The organism is Psychrobacter urativorans, assembly GCF_904846675.1.
GTDB classification, from domain to species: Bacteria; Pseudomonadota; Gammaproteobacteria; order Pseudomonadales; family Moraxellaceae; genus Psychrobacter; species Psychrobacter urativorans_B.
The window spans coordinates 18,705-33,218 of sequence record NZ_CAJHBT010000026.1 but is presented as its reverse complement, the minus strand read 5'-3'; the positions used below and the strand labels follow the sequence as shown (position 1 = coordinate 33,218).

The 14,514-nt window shown below is 43.3% G+C and carries 10 protein-coding genes; 7 read left to right on the top strand and 3 right to left on the bottom strand.

The genetic code is table 11. From position 1 onward, the window contains the following. Positions 1–234: 234 nt before the first annotated feature. The 7 genes from JMY06_RS10630 to JMY06_RS10600 all read left to right on the top strand — a co-directional run bounded on the left by JMY06_RS10630 (position 235) and on the right by JMY06_RS10600 (position 7,776). Complete coding sequence (locus tag JMY06_RS10630) at positions 235–1,917, top strand: hypothetical protein (protein ID WP_201618237.1); 1,683 nt, start codon at positions 235–237, stop codon at positions 1,915–1,917. Between the two features lie 153 nt (positions 1,918–2,070). Beyond that, positions 2,071–3,093, top strand: coding sequence for an NAD(+) diphosphatase (gene nudC, locus JMY06_RS10625; RefSeq protein ID WP_201618236.1), 1,023 nt, complete (start codon positions 2,071–2,073; stop codon positions 3,091–3,093). Between the two features lie 107 nt (positions 3,094–3,200). Then, on the top strand, positions 3,201–4,061 hold the full coding sequence (locus tag JMY06_RS10620) for an RnfABCDGE type electron transport complex subunit B (protein ID WP_201618235.1): 861 nt from the start codon (positions 3,201–3,203) through the stop codon (positions 4,059–4,061). A 225-nt stretch (positions 4,062–4,286) separates the two neighbouring features. Further along, positions 4,287–4,982, top strand: coding sequence for an endonuclease III (gene nth / locus JMY06_RS10615; protein WP_201618234.1), 696 nt, complete (start codon positions 4,287–4,289; stop codon positions 4,980–4,982). A 401-nt stretch (positions 4,983–5,383) separates the two neighbouring features. Continuing rightward, a complete protein-coding gene (gene metK / locus JMY06_RS10610; RefSeq protein WP_201618233.1) occupies positions 5,384–6,550 on the top strand; it encodes a methionine adenosyltransferase in 1,167 nt (388 codons plus the stop codon). Between the two features lie 272 nt (positions 6,551–6,822). After that, a complete protein-coding gene (locus tag JMY06_RS10605; RefSeq protein ID WP_413786915.1) occupies positions 6,823–7,221 on the top strand; it encodes a DUF3144 domain-containing protein in 399 nt (132 codons plus the stop codon). A gap of 213 nt (positions 7,222–7,434) precedes the next feature. Next, complete coding sequence (locus JMY06_RS10600) at positions 7,435–7,776, top strand: hypothetical protein (protein WP_201618232.1); 342 nt, start codon at positions 7,435–7,437, stop codon at positions 7,774–7,776. Positions 7,777–7,938: 162 nt separating this feature from the next. On the opposite strand, the gene JMY06_RS10595 is transcribed toward JMY06_RS10600, so the two are convergent. The 3 genes from JMY06_RS10595 to clpB all read right to left on the bottom strand — a co-directional run bounded on the left by JMY06_RS10595 (position 7,939) and on the right by clpB (position 14,394). Continuing rightward, positions 7,939–9,594 carry a BCCT family transporter gene (locus JMY06_RS10595; protein WP_201618231.1) on the bottom strand — a complete coding sequence of 552 codons (1,656 nt, stop codon included), beginning with the start codon at positions 9,592–9,594 and terminating at the stop codon, positions 7,939–7,941. 226 nt (positions 9,595–9,820) lie between these two features. Then, positions 9,821–11,470, bottom strand: a complete 1,650-nt coding sequence (locus JMY06_RS10590) for a BCCT family transporter (RefSeq protein WP_201618230.1) — start codon at positions 11,468–11,470, stop codon at positions 9,821–9,823. Between the two features lie 329 nt (positions 11,471–11,799). After that, complete coding sequence (gene clpB / locus JMY06_RS10585) at positions 11,800–14,394, bottom strand: ATP-dependent chaperone ClpB (protein ID WP_201618229.1); 2,595 nt, start codon at positions 14,392–14,394, stop codon at positions 11,800–11,802. Positions 14,395–14,514 lie beyond the last annotated feature (120 nt).

Below are 14,514 nucleotides of genomic sequence, written 5' to 3'. Positions count from 1 at the left end.
CTTTGTTGTGGTAAACAAGAGTTTAAGGCGTTGCTTATTTTTTTCAACTATTCCCTAATTCTATACAGACCCTAATGAAAATCTGAATTCAATCCAAGCACAGTTGTTCTTGGAAGCGAAGGTATCTATCAAGAGTGTGTTTAATATTCGACCATCGCTCTGACAGAAACAATCTGCGAATATCATATACGCCTTAACCTTTATTTATTATCAGTACTTTATGGAACAATAACTATGAGCGAGTCTGAGCAAATAACCTTAACGACCCCTGCCCTCAGTATTACGAACTTTGACTTGCCCTCATTACATTTATTACATGCTGAGAGTATAGCTACCTTAAAAGATGCCGAGATTCACTTAAGTGAATTCAATGATGATAAAGAGCAAGCACCGTTATTATTAGACTCAATTGGCGTCTTAACACAACTGTCCGGTATCTTTGATTTTATTTCACTTGCTGGTGGACAAGCCTTGAGTCTCGCTATCACGCGCGGTTTGCGACAGCTTCATGACAATGGCGATAATACCAATACTATGCTCATTATGGATCTGTCAGAAGCGATTATGACCCTCGACCGCTATGTTGAGTTCGTTCTACTGACTGAAACGGTCGAGCCGACGTTACTACTGCCAATTATGAATAAACTGCGTAAGACTGGATCTCAAGAGGCCATTAACGCTGATTATTTTGCTAATTTCGGTAGTAGTAGTGTGATTATTGCCAACCCTGAACAGAACTTTCAGCCATTAAACGAGCTGAACCTCGATAGTGAACTACTGACCAATGCCTATCGTAGTGGTTTTTCGATAGCGCTAACTAATCATGACGGTATAATCAGCGCTGAGGATAAGCAAAAATTGGCCGCTATGAGTGCCGCTTGTACTCTAATCGCGGCGCATAGCAATCGTTTATTTTGGCAAGCGGCGTCGGCAGCAGTGACAGATATTGAGTCAATCTTACCGTTGAATCTGAGCCAAAAACATGCGCTCATTTACTTAGAGCAGCAGTTTCATAGCTACTTACCAGTGATGGATGCCAGATTTGCTGAATTGGTCAGTTTTGCCTGCCAGCGTGAGAATCAGCAGGCGCAACAGCTACGCGCACAATATGCTATTAATCAGTTAGAGACACCGCAGCGTGAACAAATGAAGCGATTTTTACTCGGTCCTAATCGTCAAGTGACCGATACTGTAAATGATTTAATCCAAGCCCAAATCAATACTATTAAAGAAAAAGTCGATAGTTATGTACGCGGTGGTTCGTTGAATCCTGCCGCACTACAAGCCACGCAAATAGCGGATGAGCTGACCGAGCTTGCCTCAACGTTACGCTTACTGGGGTTAAATGAGGCGGCAACTGCGCTACATACAGCTGGAGCTGCCGTGGCAAAATGGCAAACCCCTACTCCAAGTGACTTTGACCATTTGCTACTAGCACTGATGAGTGCAGAAAATGCGTGCATTACTATGGCGAAAATGCATAAACCGGGCGCTATAAAATTGCCGCTGAATAATAAAAACATCTCCTTACATCAGCTCGATACCGCTTATGATATTTTGGTTCAAGAGAGTCGTACCACTATTGCCAATGTGGAGCAGGCGTTAAATGATTACTTAGCCGATGTCAATCGTGATTCCCTTAATATTCAGAACATTCCTGCGATGATACGTCAAGTTTCTGGTGCAGTCCGTTTCTTACAGCTGCCCATATCAGCCAGTATGCTGAACCAACTGGCCAATTTTTTAGAGCAGCGCCTTACCGTAGATTGCCCTATCGATGATAAAACCCTCGCTCATATTGCTGATGTTATAATATCAGTGGACTATCGTTTGGATGGCTTTGAGCATAATCGCCCAGTAAGTAAGCACTCACTCGATATTGCCCAGAAAAGTCTAAGCCGGTTGTTAGCGGCTTAACGTTCAACCGTAACGGTCATCGAATTACTAATAAATAGTTGTTAAACTGGTAATCGTTACCTCAATAGCTGCTAAATAAATCATCATTAACTCTGATATAATTAAACTTATAAACAGTAAGCACACACGCTGCTGCCTGCTTTGGATTGTGTTATGACCACCGCTTTTGTACTTGATAATGAAACTGTATTATGCCGCCATACGCCTGATGGTTGGTGGCCAATACAAGTTACCCTGCCGCATATGACCGTAGATGACCCTACGAACATTGCTGATACAGGCATTGATACCACGCTTACTTATAACGCTTATCAGCTTGGCTGCGTCCAGCTGGCTGAAAGCTTAGCATCAAGTTACTGGTCAGACGAAGACTTAGGCTCTGCTGACTTAGGATCTGCTAAAGATACGTTAGAAAACACGCTAAAAAACGAGACTGCGCCCGCCACTATGGCGATTACTCATAATTATGCCAACGATAGTAATATTGCCATACCAGGAACGACTGTAGCTGCAGCAGATGGCTTAGTAACCAATAACGTGCTTAGTGCAGACGCCATCACCTTTATTAGTTATCGGCAGTTAATAACCCACTTGCCTGTTGCTTTAGCGGCGCAGTTAAGCCAGGCCATTCAACTGCTACGCTGGCAAGCCGATACCCAGTTTTGTAGTCGCTGTAGTGCGCCCGTCACTAGTGCTCAATTTAATGAGCGCTCGATGGTCTGCGCGGTATGTCGCTTGCGTCAATATCCACGGGTGCAGCCGTGTGTCATCACTGCCATTACTCGGCCCAATCCGCTAACTGGTGAGATGCAGATTTTACTGGCGCATCATCATCGTTATGGCACGCAAACGCCGCCGCTACAATATGGGCTCATTGCAGGCTTTGTAGAAGTCGGTGAAAGCTTAGAGCATGCGGTGGTAAGAGAAGTGGCGGAAGAGGTTAATATTAGCTTGACCGATATTCGCTATGTGAGTAGCCAGCCGTGGCCGTTTCCCTCTAACTTAATGCTGGGCTTTCGGGCAACTTATGCGGGCGGTGATATTGTAGTACAAGAAGATGAGCTGTCGCACGCCGACTTTTTCGATATCTCAAACTTGCCAAAGATACCTTTTAAAGGCAGCATTGCTTATGACTTAATCGCCCAGATTGTTCATGAGCAAGGAATGAGTCTTTAGTTTTTACTATCTTTATTTATAGCTTTTAGCCTTTATTGAGTTTAGTTTTATTTATTATCACTTTTTTATACCAACCTATTATGACTGATGTTAAGGCCCGTAATTAGATGCCCAGTACTACACATAGCCGCTTAGCAAGTCTACCGATATTGTTTGATACCTTGGCGCTCGACACTTTACCTACTGACGTCCAACAGCAAATTGCGCATATCGATACTTGCCTGCCGCAAACTCAATGCGGTCTCTGTGACCATCCAGATGGTTGCCTACCCTACGCCGCTGCTATCGTTATGAATGGTGAGCCACACAATAAATGTGTTCCTGGTGGTCAACCAGTTACGGATGCCATTGCTCAGATTATCGATCCTAATGTCAACGCAATTGATAATAAAAACCGCTCCGTTGCTGCTCCTCTTATCGCTAAACCTTCAAAATGGGCAATAGACAACACATCACAGCGTCCTCAAGAAGTCCGTGCCGTTATCCGTGAGGATGATTGCATCGGCTGTACTAAGTGTATTCCTGCCTGTCCGGTCGATGCAATTGTCGGTACCGGCAAACACATGCATACTATTTTTACCGATTTATGTACTGGCTGTGAGCTATGCATAGCACCCTGTCCAGTTGATTGTATAGACTTGGTCACTATTGAGCGTGAGCTAACAATAACTGAACGTGAACAAGAACAAGACGATCTGCGTCAGCGTTATCATACTCATTTAGAGCGGGTCACTGAGCAGCTTGCAGACAGCAGCAATGCCAAGCCAGTAGTTAGTATGGTCGAGGCCAAACTAAATAATGCCGCGAGCCAAACGCTTGATATTAGTGAACAACAAGCAAAAGACACTATCGCCGCCGCGAAACTGCGTAGTAAAATTAAAAAGTTAGAGAAACAGCTGAGCGTCCGTGAAAATGCTGGAAAACAAGCTGAACTTGAGACACTACAAGCAGAACTTGCGCAAATATAAAATTGAACCAGTTTGGAAAAGATACAGTGCTACTGGGATAATTTTTTGCAGCATCTGTCACGCCTGCGAACAGCAAGCCAGAAAAATTTATCCCAGTAGCACGTTTTTATAAACGAATCTCCTTTATTTTGAACGGACTATAATCTTTTAAAACTTGCTTACTTAAAACGAAAACTACTTAAAAAAACCCTTAAAATAATAGCTAACAACGATAGCCAAAACACCATGAGTAAAACTGTCAAACATAAAACGGCGAATACCCCGCCATCAAGACGCCTACCCAATCGTGATGTACGCCCATTTTTTGAAAAACTGGCAGCAACGATTGATGAGCCAGTGACTGAACTGCACTATAAAAGTAACTTTGAGTTGCTCATCGCGGTCATACTCTCGGCGCAAGCGACCGATATCAGTGTCAATATTGCCACTCAGCAGCTGTATCCAGTCGCCAATATTCCTGAAACAATTTGGGCGTTGGGTGAAGACGGACTAAAACCCTATATTAAAAATATCGGCTTATATAATGCCAAAGCTAAAAACATCATCAAAACTTGCCGCGACTTAATGGATAAGTTTGACAGTACTGTCCCTGATAATCGTCAAGACTTAGAGTCGCTAGCAGGCGTTGGCCGTAAGACGGCCAATGTGGTATTAAATACGGCTTTTGGGCAACCCACTATGGCAGTTGATACTCATATTTTTCGAGTGGGCAATCGTACAGGACTGGCAACCGGTAAAAACGTACTCATCGTTGAACAAAAACTGGTTGAACGTATTCCAGATGACTTTATGCAAGATGCTCATCATTATCTCATCTTACATGGGCGCTATACGTGTCAAGCACGCACACCAAAATGCGGTGCGTGCCCCGTGTATGCAGAATGTATGTTTAAGGATAAAGCGGCGTTTGTAGACTTGTGATTGTGCTAGTAGCTATAGCAATGTTTTAACATAAACAACGCATGGCTGAGTATTACTTATAATATAACGAGCGCAGCTCACTAGAGTTTTATCACATTTCAAGGTAGAATAAACCTATTTTTATGCTGAGACGCCGCATCAATCACCGCAATATTAATAAGGCGACAACCGCTTAAGTAGCGGTAGCTGAGCGTTAATGTTATCTTGATTATCCTGCGTTAAAACTGACGAAACTTAGCAAGCTATTTTTTATTATTATCTATTTCTCAGTAAGTTATTAAACAAATTAAGCACCACCAATTAACTGCCGAGCAAATGATTGCACGGCCAATATTAATTAAAGCTGCGCTCAGCCGTTATGCTTTTTCCTATTTTTATTGATTCAATTAAGCGATCCCATTATGCGTGAATACAACTTATTTACCTCAGAATCTGTAAGCGAAGGCCATCCCGATAAAATGGCTGACCAAATCTCAGATGCCATACTTGATGCAATCTTACGTGAAGACCTCCACGCCCGCGTAGCCTGTGAAACGCTAGTCAAAACCGGCGCGGTGGTATTGGCAGGTGAAGTAACAACCACCGCCAATACCGATGTTGAGCGTATCGTGCGTGATACCGTTAACGGCATTGGTTATCATCATTCAGACCTTGGATTTGATGGCGAGACTTGTGCCGTCATCAACATGCTTGGCAAGCAGTCACCTGAGATTGCCCAAGGTGTTGACCGCGCCAATCCTGAAGAGCAAGGCGCTGGCGACCAAGGCTTGATGTTTGGCTATGCCAGTAATGAAACTGAAGTACTCATGCCAGCACCGATTGAATATGCCCACCGTCTGATGGAGCGCCAATCACAACTGCGCCGGGCCGGTGAGCTACCGTGGTTACGCCCTGATGCCAAAGCGCAAGTGACCCTCAAATACGATGGCAACCGCCCAACGGCTATTGATGCAGTGGTGTTATCCACTCAGCATGACCCCAGCATCTCGCAAGCCGACTTGCAAGAAGCGGTGATGGAATCTATCATCAAGCATGTCTTACCAGCTGACCTATTACACGCCGGCACACGCTATCATATCAACCCAACCGGCAAGTTTGTCATCGGCGGCCCTGTTGGAGACGCTGGGCTTACCGGACGTAAAATTATCGTCGATACTTATGGTGGTATGGCACGTCATGGCGGCGGCGCGTTCAGCGGTAAAGATCCTTCTAAGGTTGACCGTAGCGCGTCCTACGCTGTACGTTATGTCGCCAAAAACTTGGTCGCAGCAGGCATTGCTGATCGCTGTGAAGTACAAGTCAGCTATGCCATTGGCGTGGCAGAACCAACGTCTATCTCGGTCAATACCTTTGGCACCAGCAAAATCAGTCATGAAGAAATCATCCGTCTGATTCGCAAGCATTTTGACCTGCGCCCTTATGGCATTACACGCATGCTTAATCTATTGCAGCCGATGTATCAGCAAACGGCTTCTTTCGGACATTTTGGTCGCCCAGGCTCTGAGACTGCCTTTACTTGGGAAAAGACAGACAAAGCTGAAATCTTAAAAGCTGATGCTGGCTTATAACTGGTATTGCAAGTTAATTAGTCACTGTTAATATTAATACCACCAGCAGTATATGAAAGCCGGACTTCATGACAGCATTATGCTTGAATAGAAGTCCGGCTTTTGATTTTTGCTGACCTTTTTAGGTTACACTTTTAATATTATCTTTTATATCGTTAAGCGTTACTATCACTTCAATATATTTTTTTAGTGCCTATAGTTTCATCGAATAAAATTACAAGCTCATATTCATACAATTTTATCTTCACACCCACCCTTAATAGGAAAAGCTTATGTCTCAAGACAACACTCAAAACAGTACTCAAGACAGCAACACGAACCTTAACGACATTACGGATGCTAATGCTGAAACAAGCGTTGAGATTACCCCAGAAATGCAAGGGTTCTATCAACGCGCTGATGCCATTATTGGAGTCGCCAATAGTCAATTGGGCAATGAAGCACATTCAGGACAAGTAGGTGCATCATTACTGTATGCCGCAGCACGTTATAGCGCTTCAGTTGCTTCAATTGGCTTTGTGAAAGGTGACGACTTCGCTAAGGAAAAAGATGATATCGTTGAGTTTTATGTCAAGCAATACCATCAAATGCTCAGCGACAACTTAACTGATTATGCACAAAACTTTGATCAATATGTGCAGCTGAATAACGATGACAAACCCTCTGCATAATTACTATTAGTTATTTAGATAAGCTTTTTTAAAAGCGCATTTATCCTCTTAAAGTATAAAACCCCAGTCTATTCATAGACTAGGGTTTTTTATTGTACGTGAAAGGCGCTTATCTTACAGTTATAGCCTTTCATAATTCTGGCAATGCGCTATGATTAGGACTTACATGTGATTTTAACAGGACGTTATGGTTTTGATAAATAAGGAAATCTTATGTTTACTAATAACTATTCAACCTTATGGCGGTCATGCTTATCATTACTGGGGTTATCAGTGACACTAGCCTTGACCGGCTGTAATAATATGCCGAGTATCAGCGCGCCTGACACCCCTCCTATTCATACTCAAACTACTAATAACCAAGCCTCTAGCGATAAAAAACTTACTAAGTGCCCGCCTTTTAACCCTGAACAAACCATGTGCACTGCCCAATATGATCCAGTCTGCGTCAAAGTAAAGAATCACACGGGAGTTAGCTACCGTACGGCAGGTAATGCTTGCTCAGCGTGTGGTACCACATCAGCAATAAGCTATGTTAAAGGGCAATGCTCATAACTATTAATAGCCGCTTATAGCACTTCTATATCAGACGGCTGGCGTCTTAATCAAATTCGCACAACGATGAATAAATGAGATATCCAGCCCCATAAAAAAACCCCAGCCTAATTATAGACTGGGGTTTTTTTATGATTAACAATTGCTTAGCAAAGGATAAGCTTAGTCGCTAGGCTTTTGTATCTTTGGTGGGCCTGTCAACAGGTGTTCATCACGGAACTCATTGGCTGAGTTATGCTCTGCTGATTCCTCAGTGATAAACCATTGCTGGTTACGATACAAAATCAACCTATCGCGACTTAAGCCGCGCAGTAACGCATACATCATCACCACGACCACAATAGCGAACGGGAAGCCTGAGACAATAGCTGCCGCTTGCAGTGCACCTAAGCCACCTGCTGCTAACAATATGGCAGCGATAACCCCTTCGGTACCAGCCCAAAATAAACGCTGAAGCTTGGGTGGATTCGCATCACCACCTGAGGTCAACATATCGATGACAAAGCTAGCGGAGTCCGATGAAGTCACAAACCAAAGCACAATCATCACGATAATCAACAAGGTCATAGGCTTCGCTAAAGGATAAGATTCCATTAACTTAAAGATCGCGCTACCATAATCAGCCTGCACAGCTTCAATAAGACCAGGACTGACCATACTAGGATCCGCAGCCGCCAACAGCTCCATATGTACCGCCGAGCCGCCAAAAGCTGTGAACCATAAAAACAGAATGGTAATAGGGATTAATAATACCCCTAATGTAAACTCGCGAATGGTACGACCACGAGAGATACGGGCAATAAACACACCAACGAATGGCGACCAGCTGATCCACCAAGCCCAATAGAAAATCGTCCATGACGACTGCCAATTGGCTTCACCATTATAAGATTCAGTCCAAAGACCTAATGGCACAATCTCATGTAGATAATTACCGATGTTTTCTACAAAACTGTTAAAGATAAACTGCGTAGGTCCTAAAATAATCACAAAGCTTAACAGGACAACGGTGAGAAGAATATTGATATCACTTAAGCGCTTGATACCTTTATCAAGTCCCAACGTCAACGATAGTCCCGCTAAAGCGGTAATGATGGCTATCAAAATAATTTGGACAGTAATGGTATTAGGGATATCAAATAAGCTCTCAAGGCCAGAGTTAATCTGCAATACCCCAAGACCCAAGGTAGTCACAACCCCAAACATAGTGCCAAATACAGCCAGTGTATCGACCGTATGACCCCATTTACCATAGATTCTTTTACCAATCAACGGATACAGCGTCGAGCGAATAGCCAATGGCAGACCACGACGATAGTGAAAATAGGCTAATGCCAAGGCCACCATGCCATAGAGTCCCCACACATGCAGACCATAATGTAAGAATGAGATATTCATCGCTTGCTTAGCAGCGGCAATGGTTTCAGGCTCACCAAGTGGCGGCGCCATAAAGTGTTGCAGCGGCTCAGCAGTACCCCAATAGAGCAGGCCAATACCGATACCGGCTGAGAACAGCATGCCAATCCAAGAAAACAGGTTGTATTCTGGCTTCTCTGTCTGGTGCCCAAGTCGAATATCACCGTATCGACTGAATATTAAGTAGATACTCACGACCAAAGTTAAATTGACCACCAAAATAAAGAACCAGCCAAAGCGCATAGAAATGAATGCTTTTGCTTGCCCAAATACTTCACTCGCCAATTCATTAAAGAAGGCACCAAAGATAATAAACGCGACAATCAAAGTTATCGAGGATAAAAATACAGGTTTACATACCCGTGGAAAAGGGCCTAATCGGCCAACTTTTACATGATCCATGTAGTCGTCTCAGTTTTTAAAGTTGGATACCTTAACAAGATATGTAGCAACTATCAAATGTGATTAGATACCTACCAGTGTTGTCATCTATTTAAAAAATCAAAAAACCCTAAAGCAGCGTGCTACCTTAGGTTTTAATATTGCAGTGACTTTAGATGTTATATTTTGGTAAAGAACACCTTAACAAGCATAATATAAACTAAGTCTACTTGATTAATAGCTAACTTTAGTCACCATCTGCAATTTTAGGGGGACCTTTTAACAAGCGCTCATCGGTAAACTCATTAGCCGAGTTATGATCCGCTGATTCTTCAGTGATAAAGTGCTGCTGCCCTCGATAAAGTATCAGTCGATCGCGACTTAAGCCTCGCAATAGCGCATACATCATCACAAATACTACCAAAGCAAACGGTAATCCCGCCACAATTGCGGCTGCTTGTAAGGCGCTTAATCCGCCTGCTGCTAATAATATAGCAGCAATCAATCCTTGCATGATCGCCCAAAATAAACGTTGAATCTTTGGTGGATTGGTATCGCCACCTGCGGTCAACATATCAATGACAAAGCTTGCTGAATCCGATGAGGTAACAAACCAAAGTATAATCATAATTACGATTAACAAGGTAATTGGCTTAGTGAATGGATAGTATTCAACCAGTTTAAAAATGGCGCTACCAGTATCGGCTTGCACCGCTTCAATCAAGCCTGGACTAGCCAGTGCTGGGTCAAGAGCAGCTAATAGCTCCATATGAATAGCGGCGCCGCCGAAGGTTGTGAACCAGAAAAACAAAATCATCATTGGAATCAACAGCACACCCAATACAAACTCACGGATGGTACGACCACGGCTAATACGCGCAATAAATACCCCGACGAATGGTGCCCAGCTTACCCACCATGCCCAATAAAATAACGTCCAAGCGCCTTGCCAATCGGTATTACTATAAGCTTCGCCCCATGTTGATAACGGTACCAAGGCTATTAGATAATTACCTATATTCTCAATAAAACTATCAAAAATAAATAAGGTTGGCCCTAAAATAACCATAAAGGCTAATAGGGCACCAGTAAAGCCCATATTGATCTCACTTAAGCGCTTGATGCCTTTGTCAAGACCCAACATCAAAGACCCACAAGCTAGTGCAGTTACAAAAGCAATAATGATAAACTGCACCGTTAAAGTGTTTGGAATGCCAAATAATCCTTCAAGGCCCGAATTAATTTGCATTACCCCAAGGCCAAGAGAGGTCACTACCCCAAACATCGTACCAAATACGGCTAAGATATCGACGGTATGTCCCCAACGACCATAAATCTTTTGACCCAATATTGGATATAGCGTCGAGCGAATCGATAACGGCAGTCCACGGCGAAAGTGAAAGTAAGCCAATGCCAATGCCACTATAGTATAAATTGCCCAGGCATGTAGTCCCCAATGTAAAAATGAGATACTCATCGCTTGCTTGGCGGCTTCTACAGTTTCAGCTTCACCCAATGGCGGTGCCATAAAGTGGTATAAGGGCTCAGCCGTTCCCCAATACACGAGCCCAATACCAATACCAGCCGAAAACAACATCCCAATCCATGAAAATAGGTTATATTGTGGTCGTTCTGTTTGGTCCCCTAAGCGAATGTCACCGTAACGGCTCGCGGCCAGATAAATACAAAAGACTAGCGCCACGTTCATTAAAACAATAAACATCCAGCCAAATTTATCAGTGATAAAGCTTTGTAAAAAGGTAAACACTGCACCGGCAGTTTCAGTAAAAAAAGCACCAAAAATAATAAATCCAACGATAAGTAACGCGGAAGTAATAAAAACAGGCTTATTCACCCGTGGAAACGGACCTAACCTGCCAACTTTCACATGATCCATGTTCTAATCTCAAATTTTAAGGAATGTCACTGTAACAAAACGACTGACAATTATCAATTTATTACAAAATAAATCTTGATAAAAGCAACCTTATAATTTCAATAGTGTTAGTACTGAATTTATAACATTATTTATCAGACTGTATAGTACAAAAGACTTAACAAGGAAAATATATCATTTAGATGTTCTCATTTTTATTACTCATTAATTAGAATAATATTTCAAATAAAAATAATAGTGCTTAAAAAATCCCGCACTTGCTAAGGCAAATGCGGGATGAGTATTACTATCAAAACTGTTATTAAAAGTTGGCTATCAACAATGGACTCTTAACTCATTCTAAGCTTATCAAATGTCAGTTTATCATCAATACCAACATCGACTTTGATGATGTCGCCGGCTACGAAGTCACCGGCCAGTAATTTTAATGATAAAGGATTTTCAATCTCTTGCTGAATAGCACGTTTTAGTGGGCGCGCACCATAGACGGGATCATAACCCACTTCTACTAGCTGATTCATCGCCGCATCGGACAGTGTAATATCAAGCTCACGCTCTTGTAGACGAGTCTGTAAACGCTCCATTTGAATATCAGCAATACCCGCCATTTGCTCTTGACCAAGCGCATGGAATACCACAATCTCATCAATACGGTTCACAAACTCCGGACGGAAATGCTCGCCGACTGAATCCATGACTTCGGCTTTGATATCATCGTAGCTTTCGCCAACCATTTCTTGGATTTTATGTGAGCCTAAGTTACTGGTCATGATAATAACGGTGTTTTTAAAGTCAATCACTCGACCTTGTGAGTCCGTTAAGCGTCCATCGTCCAGCACTTGTAATAAAATATTAAAGACATCTGGATGGGCCTTTTCGACTTCATCGAATAACACCACGCTATAAGGCTTGCGGCGTACGGCTTCGGTCAATGACCCGCCTTCTTCGTAGCCGACGTAACCGGGAGGCGCGCCCACCAAACGACTGACACTATGCTTTTCCATGTACTCACTCATGTCAATACGCACCAGCGCATCTTCAGAGTCGAACAGAAAGTTAGCTAACGATTTAGTCAGCTCGGTTTTACCAACCCCTGTAGGCCCAAGGAATAAAAACGACCCTGAAGGACGGTTGGGATCTGACAAGCCAGCCCGACTACGACGCACAGCATTGGCAACCGCTTCTACCGCTTCATCTTGACCAATAACCCGCTCATGCAGTTGGTCTTCCATTGCTAGCAGCTTATCGCGCTCGCCTTGCATCATTTTGTTAACCGGAATACCAGTGGCTGCACTGACGACTTCGGCAATCTCATTGTCTGTCACTTTGTTACGCAGCAATTTAATACCAGGTACGTCATTTTGCTCTTTTTGTTCCGCTAAATCTGACTCGTTGATACGACGTTCAAGCTGCGGAATAGTCTCGTATTGGAGTTTTGACATCGCTTCATAGTCGCCTTCGCGGCTGACTTTATCATAAGCAATACGCGCTTTATCTAGCTCGTCTTTCAGCTGTTGACTGCCTTTAACTAATGCCTTTTCAGCTTGCCAAATCTCGTTAAGATCCGCGTATTCTTTTTCTAGCTCATCGACTTGCTCATTTAGAGCTTTCAGCTCCGCTTGTGCACCGGCATCTTCTTCATTTTTGAGCACTTCACGCTGCATTTTCAACTGAATAAGACGGCTATCTAGCTTACCTAAAGATTCAGGCTTACTGTCCATCTCCATCCGCAAACGACTGGCCGCTTCGTCAATTAAATCAATCGCTTTATCAGGAAGCTTGCGGTCAGTAATATAACGATGACTCATGCGTGCTGCCGCAATAATGGCGCTATCTTGAATATCGACCCCATGATGCAGCTCATAACGCTCTTTGAGTCCACGCAAAATCGCAATGGTATCTTCAACCGTTGGTTCATCGACCAGCACTTTTTGAAAGCGACGCTCAAGAGCCGCATCTTTTTCAATGTATTGACGATATTCGTCTAAAGTAGTCGCGCCAACACAATGCAATTCACCGCGAGCAAGCGCAGGTTTAAGCATATTACCAGCATCCATCGCGCCGTCTGCTTTACCAGCACCAACTAAAGTATGCAGCTCATCAATGAATAAAATGACATTACCTTCTTGCTTCGATAAGTCGCTGAGTACACTTTTAAGGCGTTCTTCGAACTCTCCTCGGAACTTTGCGCCGGCAATTAGTGAGCCTAAATCTAAAGACAGCACTTCTTTACGACGCAGACCTTCTGGTACATCGCCATTGATAATTTTTTGTGCCAAACCTTCGACAATCGCGGTTTTACCAACACCCGGTTCACCGATAAGTACTGGGTTATTCTTGGTACGACGTGACAGCACCTGAATGGTTCGGCGAATCTCTTCATCGCGGCCAATCACCGGATCAAGCTTGCCCATCTCCGCCTGTTCAGTCAGATTAATGGTATATTTATTGAGCGCATCGCGCTGATCTTCAGCATTTTGATTATTAACAGTTTCATCGCCGCGTAGCTGCTCGATGACAGCTTTGAGCTTAGCCGCAGTCACACCAGCACTTTCAAATATTTTTTTGGTCTCTCCCTGCTCCGCTAAGGCCAACATGACCCATTCAGTCGCAATAAAATCATCGCCCTCTTTTTGCGCTTGGCGGTCAGCAAGATTGAGTATTTTTACCGAACTTGGGTTTAAATTAACGTCTCCCGTTGGCTCGCTAATAGTCGCTTGGTTGTCTAAAGCTTTAGCAACGCCATTTTTTAGCGCTGGAATAGAAGCGCCCGCTTGCTGACAGATAGACAAATTCGATTCATCTTGCAGTAACACGCCCAATAAATGTACGGGGTCGATACCCGTATGATCGCGGCCTAATGCTAGACTTTGTGCTTCTTGAATAGCAGATTGCAGTTTTTGGGTAAATTTCTCAAATCTCATAGCGGTATCCTTTTATAATTAGTATTAATAAGTATCTAGGTAGCTCTTTTATTAAATAGCGCTTACCGTTAGCTGTTATCTATATATGGTATGTCGAGTAGTATTTCAACTCGTTTTCTT